We start from the raw sequence: 25,353 nt of genomic DNA, 5'->3' as shown, positions 1-25,353 counted from the left end.
GCATCCAATTGAGCCATAACACGATTGCCACAGAAAATGCCTCCGGCACAGACCCAGGTGAATCTGAGGTATGCGCCACAAGCTTTCCTCTAAGCAAGACGCAATCCGGAATTGATGGTGGCTTAGGAAAATTTTTTTAGAAAACCAAAAGCTTGAATATTTGTTTGTTTAATACTATATATAATTATTTCGGCCGCTGTACAGGAATACCAAAAAATCGAGCTTGCCAAGAAAAAGCCAATTGATAATACAAGTATGTTGGAAAGTAATAAAACGATACTGAAAAAGGCGAACCAGGCCGTTGCTGAAGGTGATTATGAGGAGTTTCTCCGATATTGTACCCATGACACTATTTGGACATTAATTGGGGACAGGGTTCTCAACGGGAAAGAGGAAGTGCGGAATTGGATGTTGGACAGTTATAAGCAACCCCCGGTGAATAATGTAGAGAATCTGATCGGTGAAAACGATTACCTGACAGTGATTGGCCATATCACAGCATTGAACCAAGATGGGATAACAGAAAGGTTTTCATATTGCGACGTCTGGAGATTTCGTGAAGGAAAAATGGCTGAGTTAAGGGCATTTATAATCAGATCTGATGTACACGGGGATGAGTTGTAATTAGGGAGTCAGCACTGATCAAATAGGGACATTGATGAGCTATCGGAATCGTTTGCGGGCTTGTGGGGTCAGATCGAGTGACGTTGTCTGAATGTACAAAATTTTTGAACGGTTTGCCGCTGCAATGTTAAAACTCTGTCAATTATTTTCATCATTATCATCCTGCTGCAAATTGCGGATGAAAGACCTTCGATCCTTTCACCAGCTCAAGAAATTTTTAAGAAAGAGAGTATAGTAATCAAGAACTTAAACAATAATACGATCACGAATGGTTCATTCCTTTTTAATGATAGGTCAGTCAAATATGGCGGGACGTGGTTTTCTTGAGGACGTTGATCCGATCTTTGATGAGCATATAAAGATGCTTCGAAACGGAAGATGGCAAACAATGGTGGAGCCCATAAATTATGACCGTCCAACAGCGGGAATAGGTCTTGCAGCTTCTTTTGCCTCAGCTTGGCGTTTAAAAAATGGATCAGATGAGATTGGTTTAATTCCTTGTGCAGATGGGGGAACGTCTTTGGATGATTGGGGTATTCAGGGTGAACTTTTTGAAAACGCTATAATGCAGGTAGAATTGGCCCGAAGAAATAGCGTCCTGAAAGGTGTTCTTTGGCATCAGGGCGAAAATGATTCAGCTTCTGAAAATGCATGTTGTTATCTCGAAAAGTTTTCCTTGATAGTGAAATCAATCCGAAATAGGCTAGATGCTCCAAATCTTTCCTTTATTTTGGGTGGACTTGGCGATTTTTTAACCGAGGGAGTTTATGGATCATATTTTTCAGCGTTTTCGATTGTTAATAAATCCTTGCGCGATTTTGCAGATGCAGATCCTGACTGTTATTTTGTGCCTGCTTCTGGGCTTACTGCCAATCCGGACCTCATACATTTTGATGCCAAGTCACAGAGGAGGTTTGGCATCAGGTATTTTGAGGCTTATGATGAGCTTAGAAATGCCAGGCATAACAACATCAGACAGTAAGCCTTTTAAGCTCGGGCGTTACAGTCACGCTTTAGCAAGTCGTGCCGCCAGGCTTTTGTCTGAAAAGTTGGTTATCTATGTATCTGCAGTCTGATTTATCGTCAATTGGAAAACCGCCATAGGGCAGCTATCAAACCTATCGGATAAAATATAATTCTATAAGATGAAAGAAAACAAGGAGAAATATCTGAATTTTAGAATACCTGTTCCACCTGGCTGCGAAGAAATTTTTTCCCATTTTTATTTTGCTGCAAACATGACTGGAAAGGTAGTTACCAAAACCTTACTCCCCTCATACCAGACCATTTTGATTTTTAGTTTTGGAACCCCGGCTATCCTCTGTTTCTCCGAAATAAGTAAGATGGAAACTGGGAAATGTCTGCTTTTAGGCCCCATAAAACAATCTTTTGTTTACTCACTGCCGCCAAATTCAAGGATATTGGTTGCAAATCTTAAAGATGACGCGTTTTACCGATTTTTCGGCAATGCTTTGCTTGCGGAACATATGCCCGTTAGTCCTGATGATTTGTTGAACAACAATTGTTTTACTGCATTGTGGATACAACTCGACAAAATAGGTAACATCCACCAACAGATTGATTATATTGTTAACTTTTGCAAACCTTATCTGAAACAGAGAAACGAAATTATTGTCAAACTTACAACCTTCAGTGATGGGGCGTTAGACCCAATCAAAACTGTTGCAAATCTTCATAATCAGACAGAAAGAAATATCCAACTCAACCATAAAAAATGTTTTGGGTATACAGCAAAAGAAATTAACCGTTATCAAAGGTTTTTAAAAGCTATTGAACTATTACAGGCTATAGCTTCGGCTTCTGCCAAAGTAGATTGGTCAGAAATAATCAACCAATGTAGCTACTATGACCAAAGTCAACTTATTCGCGATTTCAGACATTACATCAAAATCACCCCTACCGGATATCTCAAAGTTCAACAAGACATTTGCAATCCCAAGGCAGAATAGGCATATTTCGTTTTCTTACAATTCTGACAGGAATCGTTTATCTAGTTTTGTGCTGTAAAACTAATAAATGATATACCATGAAATATTTAATCATTTTTGCCCATCCGGATCCACAGAGCTTAAACGGCCATCTGGAACGAACACTTTTCGGATATTTAGGTAACAAAGGTCAGGAAATAGTTGTTAGGGATCTTTATCAACTCAATTTCAATCCGGTACTCTCAGTAGAAGATATCCAGGGACAACGAGAGGGAAAAGTTGCAGAGGACGTCAAACTCGAACAGGAATTTATTTCCTGGGCAGATCATATCACATTTATCTATCCCATATGGTGGACAGGAATGCCGGCAATTCTGAAAGGTTTCATAGACCGTGTCTTTAGTTACGGTTTTGCCTATCGTTATGACCAGGGAAAACAAAAAGGTTTGCTCACTGGTAAACAGACAACCATAATCAATACCCATGGAAAATCACAATCCGAATATGAAGAGATTGGAATGGACAAAGCTTTATCGTTAACATCTGACAGAGGCATATTTTCCTATTGCGGTCTTGAAATCAACCGGCACTTCTTTTTTGACAGAGCGGATAGACCAGCACCGCAAAGCGTAGAAAACTGGAAATCACAAATACTATCCACCTACACATGAGATTATCATGACAAATAAAGGAACCCGAAAATAGGTTTAAGTTTTGTTTCTGTCTTGGCAATTGCAGTAGAAATTTTGCCGCTGAAATATTCATTAACAAAAAACCTCAAAGATGGTCGTTCTGATCACGCTTTACCGGGAACTACCGGATACTCAAAAGTTCTTCAATTCGGTAGCGATATTCCTGATGGAACAGTATAAAATTCCATGGAATTACTCCTTTCACATCTATTAAAAATTAAACTTACAATAATGAAACTTCAAAATCCGATTATTTCAATTAGTCCAATTTTATTAAAAGTACCAAACCGTTTGGCGGTATTGGAAATTAAAGTTACAGCGCCCGCAAGCGGTGGAGATCTCCCGGTGATCTTATTGTCCCATGGTCATGGGGCTTCAAATTTTCTTTCATCCTACCGTGGTTATGCACCACTCGTTGATTATTACGCATCTCAGGGATTTGTCGTAATACAGCCAACCCATCAGGATTCAAAAACATTAGCGCTTGAAACCAATGGACCGGAAGGTGCCTTATTCTGGAAATCGAGAGCAGAAGATTTAATTTTTATCATTGATAACCTCAGACAAATCTTATCAGGTATTAAAGATCTTAATGAGCGTACGGATATAAATAATATTGCAGCCGTTGGACATTCGATGGGCGGACATACCGTTGCGATGCTGGCAGGTATGCAGGTATATGACCCCGTTTCTTGCAAATTTGTAGGGATTGCAGAACCACGAATCAATGCATTTGTAATGTTTGGTACACCGGGCAACGGGGAAGATATCGCCGAATGGGCATCCGAACGCTACCCAATACTTAAGGGAACGGAATTTTCTAAAATGCAGCGCGAGGTTCTTGTAGTAGCGGGAGACCACGATAGCAGCAATTTATTTTCCACCAGGGATGATTGGCGAATGGATGCTTATCACGCAAGTCCCGGGCCCAAAACTTTGTTAACTGTTTTTGGTTCTGGACATATGTTGGGTGGGATTTCAGGTTATGATGCTTTGGAAACGGCTCAAACGAATGATGAAAATCCCGGAACGGTAAAGTTTGTAGGCGAAATCACATCGGACTACATTCGTACAAGATTCTATCCGGAAAATAAAAGTTGGGAGAATACCACTAATGCATTGTTAAAAAACGAAGATCCGAAAGGCAAAATTGATTCTAAACCGTCGTTTGCTGTGTAAATTGGTTAATAGTATATAACAGTGAAGCATAAAAACATAAACTTCATCATTGTATCCCATCCTCCCATCGTCACATGAGAAATCGTTTCTGCTTTGCCGTAGGCAATTGTTTTGACGTGGACAAGGGGAGAAGTAGCAAAATAATTCTTAATCTTATCACTATTGTCTATCAGGTTGAGGGTTTGCTTCTCCAGATGTCTCAGAGAAAAAGGTTTTTCCAGATATGTATCAGCCCCTCTTTCGAGGCCTTATATTTTTGACTGCATGGTGTTTTTTGCAGTTAAGAGTTGTGTCGAATATAGAGGTGATGCACATTGGTAAACTCATTGTCGCAAGGTTAGTTCAAAGAATCGGATATAACCTTTTACTCACATTTGGGTTTTCTGATCTTAAGTTCCAAAATGACTTGATTAATCCTAGCGGGATCTCCAGTCGAATTCATTGGTTCGTCCTTGTCATTGAAAAAAAGCAAAACTACTCTCATTCATATTTGCCAAATTTTTGTGTTCTAAATGTTTAGTAAAATGGTTGCCACTTTCACGAAAACTATATTTTTATATAAACCTTTTGTTCTTTAAGTCATCAACAATTGGCCCAATGACCTGTAAGAAAGCACTTAAGTGTTCAAAGTATTCCTCCGAGAGGATACCGATGAATTCAATACTTAATCCCTTTTAAGGTTGTTTGCCAGTTATGAAGGATCATAAAATTGAAACTGCAGCGCGGCTTGGCGGCTTATGGGCACGCAACCACATTAAAGGACTGTTGCTAGGGATGGTTGTTGGGTTCTCACTGACCGCCATTTATGTTTTGGAACGCAAGAAGAAAAAAAGCCAGAACAAGAATAAATTTAACCAGCCAAATCTGAATATGGAAAGATATGTATTTGATCTCGCAACTGACCAGGGCATTAAACATGCTGTCGTGGAAAGCGGTGGCGAATGTTTTTCCGTAACCCTGGATGGAAAATATATTGGTAACATGTGGCGTGAGTGTTGAAGATTGACAGAAAGGGAGATCGGGTTACTTTTGTTTCTGGCAAAGTTTCTGGAGAATTTGACGCTCATCTTGGTCGGTTTACCCTTTATCATCTTCAAGATACTTATTTTAATGATCTACCAGAACCGTATTTCTGGAGAGCTCCGACAGATAATGATTTTGGAAACGGAATGCCTGACAAGCTCGGAATCTGGCGATATGCCCATGTAGACAAGTTGTTAAAGAGTGTTTCGATTGGCAATCAGGATGAACATGGCCTATCGATAAAGGTTGTAAGCAGCCTTCAGGCTATAGGTGCCCTTTACACTTTACAGTACCAAATTTTGAATGATGGCTCAATCTCTGTAAATGCCTCAATGGACCTAGTTAACAGAGGGATGCCAGAGTTGCCGAGATTCGGCATGCGGACCCAACTGGACCAGCGTTATCGGCACCTGAGTTATTACGGACGCGGCCCCTATGAAAATTACAGGGATAGAAATACTGCGGCATTTTTTGGGCGTATACTCGGACTTAGTCGAAAATCAGTATTTTGATGGATATGTGCGTCCCCAGGAAAGCGGAAACAAGACTGATGTGCGTTGGATTCGCCTAACGGACAGTCTTGGCTCTGGAGTGGAAATTACAGGACTGCAACCGTTGAACTTTAGTTCAATAAACCATTCCGCAGAGGATCTTGACCCAGGGTCGACCAAAAAACAGCAGCATCCAGCTGATCTCCCCAAGCGAAAAAACATATATCTTATTCTCGATTGGAATCAGCGAGGCCTGGGTGGAGACGATAGTTGAGGAGCACTTCCACATGAAAAATATCGATTGACCGACAAAGAGTACAGTTACGGATATGTGATCAGGTTATTGAGTAATAAAGTAAATTAAGCCAATACTTTATAATAGAGTAATCTTAAAAAACGATCACCTTTTTGAATAAATTTAATAATAAATTAAAAGGCGGAATTGCAGGTAAGATTTCTAGCGGAATGGTGACAACTTTGGATTGGAATATCCAAAATCTGGCATGATTATCTCTTTTTGATATTTATATCAGGCAAGATAGGTTATTTGACAAGAACCATATTCCCAAACTAAGAGAACCTGTACGGAATGCTGCGGTTTCCATTTGATAGCTCTAGCTGTGATTCACGCATTCCGGTCAGAACAGATTTTTTATTGAACCAAGTAAAATCCGCACAAAGATAAATAGTTATGTAATACTTAAGATATACATACCCTGCTTACTTCTCAAATCGAACTTGCAATGGAAAGGTAATTTAAGGGCCAATTAAAAATTTAATGTAAAGCCAGAGGCAAAGCGCAAGGCAGTTTGAAATTCGGGTTAATTTTTTTAACCAACCAAAACAATATTTTCTTGCTATCCTACAATTGCCTTGATGCCGGGGCTACCTTGTGCTTCAACCCACATCGGTTATCCTCGCTGGTAACACCCTATACTTGTTTTTATCCTTTATCTCAGGAAAATCCTTCACAATGCCTTTTTGCTTGAGCAGTTCTAAAAGTTTTCCATTATCTGCATTCACCTCCAGTCTTGGAAAAAGTCCAGGCTTAGTTTCCTCATACCTTCCTCCAGTGGCACGGAGCAAGCCCCTCAATTATTCCTTACTATACTTTTGAGCATACAGGTTTAAAACTTTAACTTTATTAGCCATGTTATGGCTTAGGCTGAGGATTGATTTAATTAGCTCATAGCGGGGCCTCTGCAAACTGATGTCTTAGCATTATGCTGATTAAATGGGCAGCAATCGGTGCGGCGTTCACCGCTTCAATTGGGATGAGTTCAACGATTCTGGGTTTTTGTTTTTCGGTGATGCCGCTATTGATGAGTTTGATCCATTCTAAAGCGCTCAGCTGGTATAACATGATAGCTATTCTCTGGATAATTGCAAGAGTTCTTATCTTCAGGTAATTCTTTTAGCTGCTGAAAATTATTTGAAGATAAATTTACAGCTCTTCCCTATGTGAAACGGCATTATCATCTAATTTTACATTTTTAACATTTTTAAACACAATTTCTTTTTTGCTGGATTTGGGTAAATTAATATGCTCCATTTTCAAATCTAGTAGATCATCAAAAACAAATGCAGGACGAAAATCTTCATGGTCTAATTTTATTTTGATATCTCTGAACTCTATGCCTTTAACATGACGGACATAAAAGGCCCAAGCAGGCAGTTCTCCGAACATATCAAACTCAGGATAATTCTTTATTTTCTCGGGCACTTGTTCTATCCGGTTTAAAGGGATGTAGGCTATCCCTTTGGATGAACGGCCAGGATAGGTTATTTCTAGATTTTCTATAATTACATTTTCTATATAGTGCCCTGGTATCCCCACAATGGAAGCGGGAAATGGATTGTGGGAATATGGAACTTCTGGTCCTCTCATATCGTAATTAATGTCAGGACGACCGAAAGGTATTTGCACCTTAATGTCTTTAATCAGCACATTTTTTATCCTTCCTGGCTTTTCTCCTGCTCTATGGCCTAGGCGGATGAAAATACCGTTACCTGTGTTTTTTGCCTTAATATTTTGAACTTTTATATTTTCTATAATTCCGCCATCCACACTCTCGATCGCTATTGCAGAACGAAAGGTGTCGAATATCTTGATGTGCTCTATCGTTACATTTTTGAAGCCTCCGTAGGAAGCTGTGCCGAATTTAATTGCACTTGCGCTAGATCTAATGGTGCAATTAGCGATATAGATGTTATCGTTAAAATAGCCCGGATAATAAGATTTTAGACAAAGACCATCATCTGCAGAATTGACATCACAGTTTGTAATTCTTACATTGGTGCAATCTGTTATATCCATACCATCATTATTCCAAAATGCTCTGTTTGTTAAGTTAATTCTGTTTATTGTCAAATCGTTACATAGTTCGAAAGAAAGTCCCCAACCCGCACTACTTTTGATGTCTATCCCTTCGATCTTAACTTTTTTACATTGGGAAAAACTAAATAGTTTAGGGCGAACGGTTTCACTGGGCCGCATGCTCAGAACATTGTAATTGGGGTCGACCTGAACTTGGGCATGATGTAAGCTATCAATAGTAAGGGCTAAAGCTCTGCCTTGACCGTCGATTGTGCCTTTCCCATAAAGCGTGATATTGGTTGCATTATGTGCTAAAATTAATCCTAAATGCGTATTGTCGTCTTTTTTTGGTGAGTCTGGTCTGCCTTCAGAACTCACGCTTTGGTAATCTTTTGGATCTGTGCTCCCCAATACAATACTTCCTTCGGAAAGATAAAGATCAACGTTACTTTTCAATTCGATACTGCCGGTTAGAAACTGTCCTTTCGGGAAAAAAACGCGTCCGCCTGATTTCGTTATACTGGCCGCATCGATGGCTTTTTGAATAGCCAGTGTGTTGAGGGTTTTACCATCACCTACGGCGCCGTAGGTCACCACATTAAATATCTTTTTTTCCTCGTCATTTTCTTTAGCTACATCTTTTGCGGCTAAAGAAAATGATGCAACCAGGATATTGATTATGAATGTTATTATTTTTAGTTTATTTCTCATTAGGTCTTTGTAAATTAAGAAGAGCATTGCCCCAAATACGTTTTCGATTTTGGTGCTCCATATTTAAAGATATAGGCGTGTTCTAAAAACCGAACTTCTTGCCAAAAACAATATTTTATTTTTTATCTATTTCTTGTGCATACCTGGAGATGATACTCAATGTGCTTTTGTCGGTGTTAAATATAGAGTTTAATCCCTGAGCTTCACCAAAAGGATCGCCTGTAAAAGAATTATCGCCAGCTTTCCACATATAGTCTTTTTGTTTTCCACGACCTTCTCCGCCCCAGCCCCAAAAATTTAGACCACCTATTGGCTTTTTATCTCTAATTCGGTTTTTCATAAAATCTAACACAAATCTGTAATAGCTGTCACGTTCATTTGTAGAACTGTCGGCGGAAAATCTTTCTCGATCCCGAACAAAACCAAATTCTTCTAACACCGTTGGCTTATTTAACTTATTTGCCAGCTCAATATGCTCATCAATGTATTTTGCGGTGTTGGCTTTTGCACTGGCTAACATTTCTGGCTTATCTGCTTGATACCATCCCCAGTTTTTTGGCCACATATGGAAAGTCATGTAATCTATATATTCACTATTGTGCGCTTGCAAGGTGTTATCAAGGCTATTTAATGTGCCTTTACTGCCTTCACTACCCGTTGTTACCAACTGATTAGGAGCCTGATTATGAATGTATTTTGCGGTTTCATCAATCCATTTGGCAAAAATTTTCATCTTCTCTACCATATTTCCGGCGCCAGATGGACGGGGCTCGTTAGCCAGCTCCCAAGCCATAATCGCTGTCTCATCTCTGTATGCTTTTTTAGTATATATATTGACCCTGTTGGTAATCATCTTGATGTATTTACGATAAATCTCTTGCGCCTTAACATTGGTGTAAAAAGTTGCAGAAAACTTCATCGCGTCATCCCAGGTATCTGTTTTTTTCGTACTTGGGTCAATTACGCTTTGCCCAGTAGTCCACGAGACATATTGTCCCATACCTCCAGACCAATCCCAATAATTGTTTAAAATAAGAATTGCTCGCATGTCTCTCTTATGCATCTCTGCCAGTAAAAAATCCAGTCCTTGCAAGAGAGTTTCGTTGTATTTACCGTTTTTATATTGAAAAGGAGGGCTTAGGGGCAAACCGTAATCAGATTCTTCAGAAGCGGCAACCACACGCAGGTTTTTTACGCCTAATTTTTGTAAATGGTTTAATTCTCTGATCAAACGCGGTCTATTTCCATAATCCGCATTTGCAGCAATGTATGCTCCGTACCAGAAATTTGTTCCCACAAAATGATAGATTTTTTTTTCTATGATGAAATTTTTATCCTTAACCTGAACAAAATGCTTTTGTGTTTTGCAGGCATTGACCAATACTATTATCGTTAAAGAAGCTAAGCAAAGCTGTGATCTTATTATCCTCATTATTCTGTTTTTATTTATAACGTTGCTGCCTGAAAAGATCGCAGTCTTATCTGTTTTAGTACTTATTAAACTTGCACCCCTTGGTCTATTATCATACGAAAAAAGTTTTAGGACCTTTTTTAGATTTCTATGGAAATGCCAGATTCTTAATGAAAAAAGAACATTTGTTTAATGTAATTCCAACCAAATGGAGCGACGTTAAAACATCCTCCGCATAACTTCGGGGGATGTTTTGTTATTGTCAAAAGTAAATGGTTCACTGGTTCCAGGATAAAGCTTATTTATATGCTGTTAGTAAATTCACCGCTAATGATGTCTTTGGTTAGCTTTTCAAAAATACTTTTAAACCCTTTAAGATGCTGATACTATTTCATCAATTAGTATATAAATTATAACCGGAGTTACTTTCTAGAGGGCAGTTTTTCACAAATGAAATTAATGGAATGCGAATAAGCTGTCCTATCCGTCAAATTCATTAACGAAGATAATGGACTAGGGTTTCACGATGAGCTAAATGGACCGCTAGAAAGAGAATTGCTTTTTTAAAGAGTTGTCTGGCATTTGAATCAAGGATCTGTTTTAGGCTGGTTTGAAGAAAATCTTTTGGGTATAAATTGAATCTATTTTAAAGAATACTTTAGACTTATTGTTTTGCATAAAAGAGCTTCTATATAATACAGATTAACGTTATTAGCCATCATTGCCTGGTAGTTTATCTGCAGCTATTCTATTTCTATGGAATTTATATAAATATCCTAGTGCCGGTAAAGCTTTCTCTAAAATCTTTGGGCGTACAATCTTTTTTGTTTTTGAAAGTTCTGTTGAAATTGGAAATGTTATTAAAGCCACATTTGTAGGCAATTTCCGCAATGGTGTGGGTGGTGTCGATCAGCATCCTGCTGGCATTCCCAATTCTTATTTCATTTAAGCTGTCAATAAAAGTGTTGCCTGTTCTTTTTTTCATAAATCTACTGAAAGAAGTTTCAGGCATATTGGCTATTTTCGCTACTTCAAATAAAGTAATTTGTTTGCCATAGTGTGCATTCATATACTCAAAAGCTTTTTCTATTCTTCTGCTGTTATAATTTAACTGGTCATTGTTGAAGCTCGAATTCGATAAAGACCTAATATTTCTTGATATAGATAAATCATGTAATATCGATAGAAGCTCCAGCACAGAATCAAAACCCTGTTTTTTATTTAAATATATAATTCTAGATTTTAATCTTTCTATGGTTTCCTGAGAAAATAAGATTCCTTTTTTTGATTGTTCGAACATATTTCTGATAAAACTCAGTTGATTCTTTCTTAATAAAGAGTCATCAAAAAGATCTTTATGGAACTGGATGGTTATTTCAGTTATTTCTTTGTCTTTACACTCATTCGTAAACCAGGCATGAGATAGATTTGGACCAACCAAAACCAACTCCATGTCCTCAATCACTTCAATATGGTCACCGACAATTCTCTTTGCACCGCCAGCATTCAAAATTAAATTGAGCTCAAATTCTTCGTGGTAGTGGAGCGGAAAATCAAATCCCGTTTTGACCCTCGAGAATAATGTAAAACAATCGCTCTGCGTGAGAGGGGTGATTTCTTTAACAATCTGGTTGCTCATGACGGTTAGTGGAAATTTATGTTTGGTAAATATAAATAGTTTATCTGTTATATTAATACTAGTAATAAATATTTAGAAATATCGGCCTAATGACACTTAATAGATAATAATGATTTTTAATTGGTATAAAATGGTATAATAGTATTAATCGAAAAGCGATTTATTGCATAGTTTTGAATTAATAACCAATAGATAAATCTTATGAGAAAAAATTATTATGCAATTGCATCCATTTTGTTTCTATGTTTTTGTTTTATATCTGACGCAAAAGCGCAAGAAAGAAGCATCACAGGGCAGGTGAAGGATGCTAGCGGAGAAACATTGCCCGGAGCAAGTGTGCTTATTAAAAACTCAAAGAACAGCACATTAACGGATGCAGATGGTAAATTTAAAATCAGTGTTCCTAATGGAGCTACAACTCTCGTTGTAAGTTTTGTAGGTATGAATTCCAAAGAAGTCCTGATTGGCGGTCAAACTCAAATCAATGTAATTTTGCAATCATCATCTCAGGAGTTGAGTGATGTGGTGGTCGTGGGCTACGGAACGGCCAAACGTTCGGATGTAACCGGAGCTACCGCTAGTGTCAGTAATAAACAATTAACTGCTGTAGCGACAACAGATCCGGTACAAGCCCTGCAGGGCAGGTTGGCTGGGGTAGAAGTGACTTCTAATTCTGGACAGCCAGGTGCTGGTACACGTATTCGAATCAGAGGTATTGGAACAATTAATAACAGTGATCCTTTGTATGTTGTTGACGGTTTTCAAACTAGTGGTATTGGAAACTTATCACCTGATGATATAGAATCGATGGATATTTTGAAAGATGCTTCTGCAACCGCAATTTATGGTTCCCGCGGCGCCAACGGTGTAGTATTAGTTACAACCAAAAAGGGAAAAATCGGTAAACCAGAAGTTAATTTTAATTCCTACGTAGGAGTCCAGCAAGTCTATAAAAAATTAAATTTGATTAGCGGTGCCGGTTACGCAAAACTGATTACACAAGCCTATGCAAACGAGAACCAGCCATTGGATCCAAAATTTGTTACTCCATTTCAAAATGCAATTCAATCCAATGCTGTTGGTACAGATTGGCAAGATGCTGTTTTACAAAATGGTTTGATGCAGAATTATTATTTAAGTTATGCCGGTGGTTCTGAAAATAATAAATATCTGTTTAGTGGCAACTACTTTAAACAGGATGGTACTATCAAAAATTCTGGCTTTCAGAAATATAATATTCGTTTAAATGATGAATTTAAATTTAATAACTGGTTAAAGGGTGGTGTAATTGCTACTTATACAAGATCGGCTCAAGATAATTATAATCGACTGGTGCTTAGGAATGCAGCACTGATAGATCCCATAACACCAGTTACCGGGCCAGATGGTAATTATGTTTATTCGCTTTCGGAAGTACCGAATCCAGTTAGAGCTGCTGATGAACAGAGTGGGAATAATACCTATTCCAATAACCTTTTAGGTAATCTATTTGTGTCCGCTCAGATTATTAAATCCCTAACCTTCAGGTCAGAATTTGGAGTTAGCTTTAATAACGTTCAAAATAAAAACTTTTTACCACAGTATTATATAGGATCTCAGGATCAAAATAATACAAGCGCTTTAACCGAGTCACGATCGGAGAATGTGAGCTGGACATTAAGTAATTATCTGAATTACAAAAAAGTATTTAATAAGAAACATTCATTTGATGCAATATTAGGACAGGAAGTTCAAAAGGTAAGAGGAAATGGTATTTCCATTACAGCATTTGACGTACCTGCTGATGTTAGTTTGAGGTACATTTCAGCGGCAAGAAATACATCCGCAAATGTGAGTAGCTCAGCTGGAGAAAATACTTTATTGTCATTTTTTGGCCGATTGAATTATGCCTTCAATGATAAGTATTTAATAACTGCAACTTTAAGATTTGATCAATCATCAAAATTCTTACCTGAAACCCGTTTAGGGACCTTTCCATCGTTTTCATTCGCATGGAGGGCTAGTCAAGAGGAATTCTTAAAAAACTGGAAAGATTTATCTAATTTGAAATTCAGAGTCGGTTATGGAGAAGTTGGTAATCAAAATAGTGCTGATAACTACGGATTCGCTTCTGTTGTAACAAATAATCAGAATTACTCTTTCAACAACGTTGCCCAACCAGGAAGTATACCCACTCAGTTGGCAAATACAAAAATTAAATGGGAAAATACCAAAAGCACCAACTTTGGCTTGGATGCTGATTTTTTTGACTATAAATTATCTCTTACAGCGGATTACTTTATCAAAAAAACCAGTGATATGATTGCGCTTCTACCTGTTCCAGATTATTTAGGGTTTGCACCTCCAAGAGCAAATGTCGGTAGCATGGAAAACAAGGGTATTGAATTGTCTATATCTTATAAAGATAAAATTGGCGATTTTGGATATAACTTAGGCGCTAATTTTACGAAGATTAGAAATAAAATAACAAGCTTAGGCGGGGGAAATCCAATTGCAAGCGGTAATGTTTTATCCCAACTTGGTAATACCACAATCACCAAAGTGGGTTCTCCACTGGCATCTTATTTCGGTTTAAAAACAGATGGTATTTTCCACAGTCAAGGGGAGGTGAGCAATTACAAAACGCCTTCTGGGAACTTAATTCAGCCAAATGCTAAGCCTGGAGATGTAAAATATGTAGATTTTAATGGCGATGGCGTGATCAACGGTAGTGATAATCAGATTCTTGGTGATGCAACAAGTCCGGACTTTAGCTACGGATTTAATGGAAACTTCACCTACAAGCAATTTGATTTAGGAATTTTCTTTCAAGGCGTACAAGGGCAGGAGTTAGTAAACGGTTTGAGCTTTGCTTTAAACAAGTCCAGTAATTTTGCAGCTACATGGAATAACTTTTATGCTGATAGGGCAAATGCATGGACGCCAGCAAACACCAACACCAATGAGCCTCGTGTTACCTCAAGAGATTTAAATAAAAACGATCAGTTTAGCGATCGGTACGTGGAAGATGGAAGTTATTTAAGAATAAAAAACATTCAATTAGGCTATAATTTCTCCGCTAATATTATGAGTAAATTAAAACTTAACGGTCTAAGGGTTTATGCTGCAGTAGATAACCTGGCAACTTTTACAAAATACAGGGGATTTGATCCAGAAATTTCTTCAAATGGATACTTTGATAATCCTTTAGCATATGGTGTTGATTTTGGGAATTATCCTCAACCACGTACTTTCAGATTTGGCATCAATGTTCAATTATAATTTTTAATAAGATGAATAAGAGAAAATATAGTTATTTATTGTCACTGGTTGTGACCGTAATTTTAGTAAATACAAGTGGCTGTAAAAAGTTTTTAACCGAAGAACCGCTAGGTGCTTCTACAGATGTGACCTTATTTAAAGATCCGAAAAATGCAGTGCTCGCCGTAAATGCAATTTATGACACAGCTTCATGGGATGAAGGACCACAATGGGGTAACGGTCCTTATCTAGGTAATATGTACCATTGGATGTTTGGCGATGTATTGTCGGATGATGCCGAAAAAGGAAGTACAGTTAGTGACCTTACAGCGCTAACTGAAATGAAAGAATGGCGTACATCGGGAAATAACGCCATCATGCAAACCTTATGGTCGCATTGTTTTACAGGAGTTTCCAGAGCTAATATCGTTATCAATGGCGTTGATGGAGGTACTATTGATGCCAATTTGAAAAAAAGATTCAAAGGCGAAGCGTTGTTCTTAAGAGCGTATTTTTATTTCTATTTAGCCAGAGTATTTGGAGGTGTTCCGCTTTTCGAAAATTCTGTTGCATTAGATAAGTTTGGTAAGGTTCCTAGAAACTCGCTTGCAGAAACTTATGCATTTATTGAAAAAGATTTAAAAGCGGCGATTGATCTGCTGCCTGAAAAAAATCAATATGCTACTGCGGATTTAGGCAGAGCTACTAAGGGGGCTGCCACAGCATATTTGGCAAGAGTGATTATGTATCAATTGGGCACGGATAACACCGCTAAACATACGTGGAAAGATGTTTATGATGTGACTAAAACTGTAATGAACTCTAATCAATACAGCTTAATCCAAAATTTCGCAGCTATAGAAGAAGATGAAGGCGAAAATAGTTCAGAATCTATTTTTGAATTGCAATTTACGGCCTCACCAGACAGCTATGGTCCGATTAAAACAGGCACAGCAACGAATGTTTTTCAGAACAACAGGAAAACGTTTGGTTATGGTTTTAACAACCCTACGCAGAACTTAGTGAATGAGTTTGAACCTAATGATCCTCGCTTGCCTGCGACAGTAATTAAAAACGGCGATATCGTACTTGGTATATCAAATGTTATTGATCTTTCTGAAAATGCGACGGGATATTTGAATAGAAAGGCAGCCATAGTTAAACCCGTGCAACTTAAAGGTAGTGGGCAAAATATTCGTATGATGTTGTATAGTGATGTACTTCTAATGAATGCGGAAGCCGCTGCTCATTTAAATATTAATAACGAAGCTGTTGATATTTTAAATAAAATTAGAGCCAGGGCAAGGTTGTCTACAAAACCTAAAGGTACAGTTTTAGGTAATTCTGAAATTTATCAGCCAAATGTACTTCCTGCAGGAACTTTACCTGATGTTTCTGCCTCACTAAATGGACAGCCGCTTCTTGATGCAATTTATCATGAGCGCCGTGTGGAACTTGCAATGTATTCTATTCATTATTGGGATATGATCAGAACTGGTAAATATATGAATAGCTTAACCGCAGAGAACAGAGCCAGAGCAATGACTCATTCGATTACTCAAGGAATGGTTAATCCCTATCCGGTATTGCCTTTGCCAGTGAGTGAATCGCAGAATTGGGGTTTAGCACAAAACCCAGGCTATTGATATTAAAGAAAAATTAAAATTGGTTTAGTTTAGTTTGGTTGTTATGGTCTGGACGGCGTCCAGACCATTCATTATCCTAAGTTAATTTTATTGATACGATCTGAATTGGAAGAATCTGGAGTAAATGTTTTATAAGTTTGAATTAAAAAAAAGTCGCTGTTTAATCTAGAAAGAAATACCTAATGAAAATTAAAAATTTATTGATTACAGTTTTTTTTGCCGTGATTACTAATCTTTCATTTGCTCAGAAAAATGAACCTATAGATCATAAGGCAACTTTAGAAACTAGAAATCTTTACAGTAATCTCCAGAAATTGGCTGCTAAAGGCGTAATGTTTGGCCATCAAGATGACCTGGCATATGGGGTTGAGTGGAAAACATCGGACGGGAAAAGAAGCGATGTATATGACGTGGTAAAAGATTATCCTGCAGTTTTTGGTTGGGATTTAGGTAAAATAGAATATAATGCCGATAAAAATTTAGACGGTATTCCTTTTGATAAAATCCGGGCCTATATAAAGCAAGTTTATGATATGGGTGGTGTGAATACCATTAGCTGGCATGTAGATAATCCGGTTACTAAAGGTTCGGCATGGGATAATACCAGCGCGGTTTCTGCTGTTTTACCTGGTGGAAAAGAATTTGAAACCTATCAAAAATGGCTGAAAAATGTAGCTAATTTTATTAAAACATTAAAGGGAAGTGATGGTAAACAAATCCCAATCCTTTTTAGACCCTATCACGAACTAAATGGTGGCTGGTTTTGGTGGGGAAAAGATTCTGCCACTAAAGAGGAGTACATGGAGTTATTTAAGTACACGGTCAATTATTTAAAGGATACTGTAGGGTTGCATAACCTCATTTACATGTATAATACTAATAGCTTTCAAACTGCTGAAGAGTATGCAGAACGCTATCCTGGTGATAAATATGTGGATATGGTAAGTTTCGATAATTATCAGTTCAGTAAGCCAAATCCAACGCAGACAGATTTAAAAGATTCTAAAGAAAAGTTTAGAAAACAAATTAGAAATGGATTAAGCATTTTAGATTCTTTTGCAAAAGCACATCACAAAATTCCCGCTTTTGCAGAAACAGGATTTGAAACGGTGGCAGACAAAGACTGGTGGACCAGTGCGCTATTGGATGTGATAAAAGACTTTAAAATTTCTTATGTTTTGGTTTGGAGAAATCACGGCTGGATGGAAAAAGAAAAGAAATTTCATTATTTCGGACCTTACTCAGGACATCCATCCTCGCCAGATTTTATCAGGTTTTATCAGGCACCCAATACGTTATTTATGAAAGATGTCGCTAAACAAAACCTTTACAAATAAACTGAATAGTACAAATTTCTTAAATTTTAATATGGTTGAAAAATTAAGTTTCAAAGAAAAAGTTGGTTATGGTTTTGGAGATTTTGCATCTTCCATGTTTTGGAAAATATTCTCAGTATACCTGCTTTTTTTTTATACAGATGTTTTTGGTATTTCTGCGGCAGTTGTGGGTACTATGTTTTTAATTACGCGCATCTGGGATACGGGACTGGATCCTGTTATTGGAATCCTTTCGGACCGCACCAGTACGAAATGGGGTAAATTTCGTCCTTATTTATTATTTGTAGCAGTGCCTTTTGGTATTGTTGGTGTGTTAACTTTCACTACACCTGCATTGAGTTTATCGGGGAAGGTTATTTATGCATATGTTACTTACACACTTATGATGATGGTATACTCAGCCATAAACGTTCCATATGCCTCGTTAATGGGTGTTATGACCTCCAATATTAAAGAGCGTACCACACTTTCCACCTATAGATTTGTATTCGCATTTGCTGGAAGTATTTTAGTACTGGCAACGGCAGAACCTCTGGTGACCGCACTCAGTAAAACGGGTTCTGGCATACCGGGCATTCAACAAGGTTGGCAATTTTCGATGATGATTTATGCTGTGATTGCAGTTGTTCTTTTCTATTTTACTTTTGCCTGGACCCGTGAACGAATCAGCCCACCTAAAGAACAAAAAACATCATTAAAAGATGATTTAAAGAATTTAGCCCAAAATAAGCCTTGGTTTATACTCTTAGGAGCTGGAATTTCCACACTCATATTCAACTCATTAAGAGATGGTTCCACAATATTTTATTTTAAATATTATTTCCAGAATCAACAGGCGTTTGAGCTACCACTTGTAAGAATTATTATTAATTACAGTACCCTCTACCTGGTATTAGGCCAGGCGGCAAATATTGTGGGCGTAATATTAGCCAAAACTGTTTCTGACAAAATTGGTAAAAAAAACACCTTTATGTATGCAATGGTCATTGCCTGTGTACTAAGCGCAATTTTCTTCTTTTTTAAAGAGGATAATCTATTGCTGATATTCGGTTTTCAATTCTTAATCAGTATTTGTGCGGGAATAATTTTTCCTTTACTATGGTCTATGTATGCAGATATTGCAGACTATTCTGAATGGAAAACCGGAAGAAGGGCGACAGGTCTAATTTTCTCCTCTTCTTCTATGTCCCAAAAACTAGGATGGACACTTGGTGGCGCTTTAACAGGTTGGCTCTTGGCTCTCTATGGATTTAAAGCTAATGTCATGCAAACTGAACAGGCACAAACGGGCATAAGAATGATGATGAGCCTTATTCCAGCAGCGGGAGCACTTCTTTCCGCAATATTTATTGCCTTTTATAAGCTCAGCGACTCTTTTATGATCACTGTAAGCGATGAATTATCACAAAGGCGTAATAAAGAAGCGGACCATGTTTAAATGCCATGAATACATCCTGGGGTTAATTAGCTCTTTGCAACTCGATATTTTAGGCGTAACCGCTAATGAGGTTTAAGTTAGATTCCCTAAAAAATATTTTTTTAAGCAAAAAAAAGTAAGTAATACCTTTCCAGAAACCGCAATAGCATTATTAAAATTCAATTTAAGATAGATCAACAAAAAATCAAATAAAATAAGATGACAAATTTTAAAGACCGCCTGGCAAAGCTACAACAGAATCATCAGGCACTCATCAATCAAAAAAATGAAAAGGAGGAATTAGGGAACGGGATTTTTGATAGATATAAAAATCCTGTCATTACCGCTGCACATATTCCACTGGATTGGAGATATGATTTCGAAGAGAAAAGTAATCCTTTTCTAATGGAGCGAATAGGAGTTAATGCAACCTTTAATGCAGGTGCCATAAAATTTGAACAGAAATACATATTAGTTTTACGCGTTGAAGGCTCAGATAGAAAATCTTTTTTTGCCGTTGCTGAAAGTGAAAATGGTATTGATAACTTCAAATTCTGGGCTTCCCCAATCGTATTTGATAGTTATGATCATGCCGACACAAATGTCTACGATATGCGCTTAACTCATCATGCTGATGGCTATATATATGGCTTATTCTGTACAGAGAAGAAAGATCCAAACGCTTTGGCTGGAGATCAGACAGCTGCGGTAGCGCAGTGTGGTATCATTAGAACCAAAGATTTGAAAAAGTGGGAGCGCTTACCAGATTTAAAAACACCTTCTCCTCAACAAAGAAACGTAGTATTACATCCTGAATTTGTCGATGGCCAATATGCTTTTTACACCCGCCCTCAAGATTCTTTTATAGAAGCTGGTAAAGGCGGCGGCATTGGTTTTGGACTTTCCAAAACAATGGAAAATGCTGAGGTAGCTGTTGAGCACATTTTATACGGCAAAGAGTATCATACTGTTTATGAAGCAAAAAACGGACAGGGGCCTACGCCAATTAAAACTAAAAAAGGTTGGTTGCATTTGGCTCATGGCGTTAGAAATACAGCAGCCGGATTACGCTATGTTTTATACATGTTTATAACAGATTTACATGATCTTACTAAAGTAATACACAAACCAGGTGGATATTTTATTGCACCGGAAGGTGTGGAGAGGATAGGTGATGTGTCTAATGTAGTTTTTACAAACGGTTGGATTGCAGATGATAACGGCGATGTGTTTATATATTACGCATCCTCCGATACCCGTATGCATGTTGCGACATCCACAATTTCACAACTGTTGGATTATTGCCTCAATACACCAGAAGACGGTTTGAGTTCCGCCAATTCGGTCAAGGCAATCAATAATTTGATTACCAAAAATAAGCAAACTATAGAATTAGAGAAATCACAAACGTTAGATGTCCAAATTCTCAGTAGTGGTGATTAATTGGAATTTAATCTATGAATTTAACAGATGATGCATAAAGAATTGACCAGTGAATTTGAAGCCGAGTTAAAATCAATTTTTACTTATTGGGAAACCTACACTGTTGATAATATCAACGGTGGTTTCTTTGGCGCAATTGATCATAACAATATAATCATTGAGAATGCACCAAAAGGGGCGGTTCTAAACGCTCGGATTCTATGGTCTTTTTCTGCAGGTTATAATTTTAATCAAGATCTAAACTACTTAAAATTAGCGGAAAGAAGTTTTAATTACCTGTGTGATCATTTCATAGATAAAGAAATGGGGGGAGTTTATTGGTCTTTGGATGCTTTTGGAAAACCTTTAGATACTAAAAAGCAGATTTATGCCATTTCTTTTGCAATCTATGGCTTAACAGAATTTTACAAAGCATCCAAACATCAACAAGCCCTGAGGATGGCAATTTCTCTTTTTAATGATATCGAAAAGCATAGTTTTGACCTCGAAAACGGCGGCTATCTGGAGGCTTTAACCCGCGATTGGAAAGATATAGAAGATCTGCGTTTGAGTGATAAGGATGCTAACGAAAAGAAAACAATGAATACCCATCTCCACATTTTGGAAGCCTACACCAATTTGTATAGACACTGGAGCGATGAGCAATTAAAATCTAAAATAATTAATCTTTTACAGCTATTTGATCAGCATATTTTAAATCAAAGGACCAAACATTTAATTCTTTTTTTTGATGTTAAATGGAAATCTGATTACGACATCATTTCCTACGGCCACGATATTGAGGCATCCTGGTTAATGCTGGAAGCTGCCCAAATTATTGGTGAGCAAAAGTTAATTCACCAGTTTGAACAGTTAGCGCTAGAAATTGCAAATGCCGCTATTGATGGAATTGATCAAACTGGTTCCATGATTTATGAACTGGATCTACTTGAGAATAAGAAGGTATCCGAGAAACATTGGTGGGTGCAAGCCGAAGCAATGGTCGGATTTTTAAATGCTTTTCAAATTAGTAAGGACCAGAAATTTCTTAATAGCTTTTTATCCATTTGGGATTTTACAAAAAGGTATATCATAGATTATGAAAATGGTGAATGGTTTTGGGGTATAAATAAAGACTTATCATTAATGCAGGGTGAAGATAAGGCAGGTTTTTGGAAATGCCCTTACCATAATAGCAGAGCCTGTATTGAAGTGATTACCCGGTTAGAAAAAATAAATTAATACCCGATGAAAACCTTATACTTACTACTCTCATTACTCAGTATTGCATTTTTTGGCTATTCCCAAAATCCTGTTATTCCTGGTTATTATGCTGATCCAAGCATTAAAAAATTTAATGGTAAATACTATTTGTATGTTACAACAGATGGCTATGGAGAGTTCGGTAATGACGGGCAAACTTTAGTTTGGGTTTCTGATGATTTGGTGGTTTGGAAAGCAGAGAAAGTGGAAGGATTACCAAACGAAACTGTCTGGGCGCCAGCAGTGAGTAAAGGTAAAGACGGTAAATACTATCTCTACAGACAAAATTCAGTAGACTATTCCGGCTACGCTTACAAAGGAGATACACCGACTGGCCCTTTTAAACAAATGAATCATATTGGAGGCTTCGATTTAGAGCCCTTTATAGACCCTGTTTCGGGTAAGACCTTTGTGATTTCTGCTTCCAAAGAACTTTTCGAGATGAATAATGATCTAAAATCACCGGATTACTTAGTCAAGGTGGAGAAGAAAATACCTTTAAAAGGAACACTCTTTGATTTTACAGAAGCGCCTTACATGCTGCACAAAGATGGGTTATATTACCTGATGTGGGCAGGGGGAAGGTGCTGGCAAAGGAGTTACAACATTAAATATGCGGTATCAAAAAATATTGATGGGCCATACACATCCATAGATAATGGTATCGTGTTGGCGACCAATGAAGCAGAAGGCATTTTAGGCCCTGGGCATAATTCTGTAATTGAACTTAATGGCAGATGGTTTATCTTCTACCACCGCCAGGATCCAGATTCATCAAATCCTTGCTCATTCAGGTTTACCTGCATGAGCGAGATTACTTTTGATAGAAATGGAAAAATTCAACTCACACAGTTAATAAATGATTTACCCAAAACTTTAGGCATTAAGCCTAAGATGATAAACTTCGCACTTAACGCTGAAACTTTTGCTAACACAGAGCGACTTACCCACAGGGCGATGTATGCCGTAGACGGTAAAAACGATACCCGATGGACAACTGAAGTAAATCAAAAAGGTCAGCTTTCTATTAATTTAGGCGCAGAAAGGCAGATTAAACAAATAGAGATAGATTTCGAGTACCCTGATAAGTGGCATACCTTTAAACTGGAGTATTCCAAAGATAACCAGAACTGGACAACCATCGCCGATCATACCCAACAAGCAGTTCAAGCCTATCCAAATATGTTTAACGAGGTCGATATTAAAGCCAATTTCATCAGACTTTCTATCAACAACTCAGAAGATCGAACCGCCTCTGTCTGGGAAATTAAAGTATGGGGCAATCCTTAAAATTTTTAAGCGTAAAAATTAAATAAAGTACCCAATAATCTTTTTTCATTAAAAGATTATACATAAAAATAGCTAGGGATTGAAGCAAATAGAACCAAAATATAGAATTGTTTATACATGCTATCTAATCGCTAATAAATAAAAATATGAAGACGATCATCACTTGTTTTATTGTACTTCTGGCTTTTAAAAGCACTGCGCAGACTTATAATGTTAAAGATTACGGTGCAGTAGCCGATGGAAAAACGATCAATACCATTGCTATTCAAAAAGCAATTGATGACTGTTCATCAAAAGGTGGCGGAATGGTTTATATTCCTTCAGGCGAATTTTTAAGCGGAACAATTTCCCTAAAGAACAACGTAGATTTTCATTTAGCAATTGGCGCAGTTTTAAAGGGAAGCGCAAATATCAAAGACTACAAAAGCTATGAGAAAGAAACCTACGGCATAAATTATTATGGACTTTTTTATACCCATGATGCTCAGAATGTGGCTATTACTGGGATGGGGAAAATTGACGGTAACGATAAAGTTTTTTTTGATTGGGGTAAAGCAAAAAAAATAGATTCCACTACCAATAGCTACACCCGCCAAAAACAAAACTATAGAAAGGTGGAAAGCGGTGGCTTAGGTGATGGCCCCGTGACACCAATTGAACCACGACCACGCCAAATGGTCATATTTTCCCAATGCAAAAAAGTTAATGTAAAGGATATAACACTCGCCAATTCTACTTTCTGGACCCTCCATATTGCAGATTGTGATGGCGTTCTGATCGATGGAATCAGATTGTGGACTAATCTTTTAGTACCAAATGCAGATGGAATTGATGTAACCAGCAGCTCCAATGTAATTATTAGTAATTCAGATATCAGAGCGGGTGATGATGCAATAGCCATTGTTGGATATGACCATCATTTTGAAATTCCTGGTTTTAAAAGAAATAAAAAAGACTGTGAAAATGTTGTTATAACAAATTGTAATCTGCAGTCCAATTCAAGCGCAATAAGGATTGGGTTTTTAGATCAAAATAACGTACGGAATATTCAAATTAGCAATATAAATATTACCAATTCTAACCGCGGAATTGGAATTTTTTTAAGAGATCAGGGGAATATAGAAAATATTACTGTGTCGAATGTTTACATTCAGACTAAACTGAATACTGGCGACTGGTGGGGGAATGGTGAGCCGATACACATCTCCGCGATTAGAGGTAACCCTGAAGCCAAATTGGGGCAGATAAAAAATGTGAATTTTAATAACATCATTTGTGAAGGTGAAAATGGGATGCTTATTTACGGAACAAATGAGAGCATTATAAAAGACCTCTCTTTTGAGAAAATCACCTTTAAAATTACCAACAGTAAACTAAATGGCGTGGCAGGAGGAAACATAGATTTAAGAGGTCAATCGGATCCCGAGAAACAGATTTTTGCCCACGATATTCCTGGTCTATATGCCCAAAAAGTAGAAGGCTTAAAAATCAAGGATTTTAAATTGGAATGGCCATTAAGTATGCCAGCGTTTTTTACAAATGCAATTGTTGTAAACGATTTTAAAAATCTGTCAATAACGGACTTTAATGGTAAAGCTTCCCCCTCAAATACAATGTTGAAAGCGATAAGCTTAAAAAACGGTGAGGGATTTTTTACGGACTTAAACAGTAAGGTAGTGATTAAAAATAACGTGAAATAAAT

The 25,353-nt window shown here is 37.5% G+C and carries 21 protein-coding genes; 17 read left to right on the top strand and 4 right to left on the bottom strand.

All coding sequences use genetic code 11. From position 1 onward, the window contains the following. Nucleotides 1–255: 255 nt before the first annotated feature. The 9 genes from ASG14_RS08325 to ASG14_RS20675 all read left to right on the top strand — a co-directional run bounded on the left by ASG14_RS08325 (nucleotide 256) and on the right by ASG14_RS20675 (nucleotide 6,232). Nucleotides 256–624, top strand: a complete 369-nt coding sequence (locus tag ASG14_RS08325; RefSeq protein WP_056870614.1) for a nuclear transport factor 2 family protein — start codon at nucleotides 256–258, stop codon at nucleotides 622–624. Nucleotides 625–892: 268 nt separating this feature from the next. Beyond that, nucleotides 893–1,606: a sialate O-acetylesterase gene (locus tag ASG14_RS08320; protein WP_082491473.1), complete on the top strand. Its 714-nt coding sequence runs from the start codon at nucleotides 893–895 to the stop codon at nucleotides 1,604–1,606. Nucleotides 1,607–1,769: 163 nt separating this feature from the next. Further along, a complete protein-coding gene (locus ASG14_RS08315; protein ID WP_056870612.1) occupies nucleotides 1,770–2,594 on the top strand; it encodes an AraC family transcriptional regulator in 825 nt (274 codons plus the stop codon). A 77-nt stretch (nucleotides 2,595–2,671) separates the two neighbouring features. After that, nucleotides 2,672–3,244, top strand: a complete 573-nt coding sequence (locus ASG14_RS08310) for an NAD(P)H-dependent oxidoreductase (RefSeq protein WP_056870611.1) — start codon at nucleotides 2,672–2,674, stop codon at nucleotides 3,242–3,244. A 54-nt stretch (nucleotides 3,245–3,298) separates the two neighbouring features. After that, nucleotides 3,299–3,445: a hypothetical protein gene (locus ASG14_RS20225; RefSeq protein WP_157274874.1), complete on the top strand. Its 147-nt coding sequence runs from the start codon at nucleotides 3,299–3,301 to the stop codon at nucleotides 3,443–3,445. Nucleotides 3,446–3,496: 51 nt separating this feature from the next. Then, on the top strand, nucleotides 3,497–4,444 hold the full coding sequence (locus ASG14_RS08305; protein ID WP_082491472.1) for an alpha/beta fold hydrolase: 948 nt from the start codon (nucleotides 3,497–3,499) through the stop codon (nucleotides 4,442–4,444). A 693-nt stretch (nucleotides 4,445–5,137) separates the two neighbouring features. Then, nucleotides 5,138–5,443 carry a hypothetical protein gene (locus ASG14_RS08295; RefSeq protein WP_056870608.1) on the top strand — a complete coding sequence of 102 codons (306 nt, stop codon included), beginning with the start codon at nucleotides 5,138–5,140 and terminating at the stop codon, nucleotides 5,441–5,443. Continuing rightward, complete coding sequence (locus tag ASG14_RS08290; protein WP_056870607.1) at nucleotides 5,440–5,979, top strand: hypothetical protein; 540 nt, start codon at nucleotides 5,440–5,442, stop codon at nucleotides 5,977–5,979. Before ASG14_RS08295 ends, ASG14_RS08290 begins: the two co-directional genes overlap by 4 nt. Continuing rightward, a complete protein-coding gene (locus tag ASG14_RS20675; protein ID WP_082491468.1) occupies nucleotides 5,903–6,232 on the top strand; it encodes a hypothetical protein in 330 nt (109 codons plus the stop codon). Before ASG14_RS08290 ends, ASG14_RS20675 begins: the two co-directional genes overlap by 77 nt. 623 nt (nucleotides 6,233–6,855) lie before the next feature. Here ASG14_RS20675 and ASG14_RS08280 read toward each other — a convergent pair. The 4 genes from ASG14_RS08280 to ASG14_RS08265 form a co-directional block, all read right to left on the bottom strand. Next, nucleotides 6,856–7,044 (bottom strand): hypothetical protein, encoded by a 189-nt coding sequence (locus tag ASG14_RS08280; protein WP_157274873.1) that lies wholly within the window; start codon nucleotides 7,042–7,044, stop codon nucleotides 6,856–6,858. A 358-nt stretch (nucleotides 7,045–7,402) separates the two neighbouring features. After that, nucleotides 7,403–8,986, bottom strand: a complete 1,584-nt coding sequence (locus ASG14_RS08275) for a glycoside hydrolase family 28 protein (RefSeq protein WP_056870604.1) — start codon at nucleotides 8,984–8,986, stop codon at nucleotides 7,403–7,405. 115 nt (nucleotides 8,987–9,101) lie between these two features. Further along, nucleotides 9,102–10,418, bottom strand: coding sequence for a hypothetical protein (locus tag ASG14_RS08270; RefSeq protein ID WP_056870603.1), 1,317 nt, complete (start codon nucleotides 10,416–10,418; stop codon nucleotides 9,102–9,104). A 742-nt stretch (nucleotides 10,419–11,160) separates the two neighbouring features. Continuing rightward, entirely contained in the window at nucleotides 11,161–12,036 is an 876-nt protein-coding gene (locus tag ASG14_RS08265; protein ID WP_056870602.1) for an AraC family transcriptional regulator, read from the bottom strand. A 201-nt stretch (nucleotides 12,037–12,237) separates the two neighbouring features. On the opposite strand from ASG14_RS08265, the gene ASG14_RS08260 reads away from it, so the two are divergent. From ASG14_RS08260 to ASG14_RS08225, 8 genes are all read left to right on the top strand, one after another. After that, entirely contained in the window at nucleotides 12,238–15,297 is a 3,060-nt protein-coding gene (locus ASG14_RS08260) for a TonB-dependent receptor (RefSeq protein ID WP_056870601.1), read from the top strand. An 11-nt stretch (nucleotides 15,298–15,308) separates the two neighbouring features. Continuing rightward, complete coding sequence (locus tag ASG14_RS08255) at nucleotides 15,309–16,922, top strand: RagB/SusD family nutrient uptake outer membrane protein (RefSeq protein ID WP_056870600.1); 1,614 nt, start codon at nucleotides 15,309–15,311, stop codon at nucleotides 16,920–16,922. Nucleotides 16,923–17,104: 182 nt separating this feature from the next. Further along, entirely contained in the window at nucleotides 17,105–18,259 is a 1,155-nt protein-coding gene (locus ASG14_RS08250; RefSeq protein ID WP_056870599.1) for a glycoside hydrolase family 26 protein, read from the top strand. A gap of 31 nt (nucleotides 18,260–18,290) precedes the next feature. Next, on the top strand, nucleotides 18,291–19,697 hold the full coding sequence (locus ASG14_RS08245; RefSeq protein ID WP_056870960.1) for an MFS transporter: 1,407 nt from the start codon (nucleotides 18,291–18,293) through the stop codon (nucleotides 19,695–19,697). 198 nt (nucleotides 19,698–19,895) lie between these two features. Next, entirely contained in the window at nucleotides 19,896–21,119 is a 1,224-nt protein-coding gene (locus ASG14_RS08240; protein ID WP_056870598.1) for a glycosidase, read from the top strand. A 27-nt stretch (nucleotides 21,120–21,146) separates the two neighbouring features. Continuing rightward, nucleotides 21,147–22,340, top strand: coding sequence for an AGE family epimerase/isomerase (locus ASG14_RS08235; RefSeq protein WP_369817224.1), 1,194 nt, complete (start codon nucleotides 21,147–21,149; stop codon nucleotides 22,338–22,340). Between the two features lie 6 nt (nucleotides 22,341–22,346). Further along, entirely contained in the window at nucleotides 22,347–23,651 is a 1,305-nt protein-coding gene (locus ASG14_RS08230) for a family 43 glycosylhydrolase (RefSeq protein WP_056870597.1), read from the top strand. 146 nt (nucleotides 23,652–23,797) lie between these two features. Beyond that, nucleotides 23,798–25,351, top strand: coding sequence for a glycoside hydrolase family 28 protein (locus ASG14_RS08225; protein WP_056870596.1), 1,554 nt, complete (start codon nucleotides 23,798–23,800; stop codon nucleotides 25,349–25,351). The last annotated feature ends 2 nt before the right edge of the window (nucleotides 25,352–25,353 follow it).

The organism is Pedobacter sp. Leaf194 (assembly GCF_001423945.1).
Classification (GTDB): Bacteria; Bacteroidota; Bacteroidia; order Sphingobacteriales; family Sphingobacteriaceae; genus Pedobacter.
This window is presented reverse-complemented; position numbering and strand designations above follow the sequence as displayed.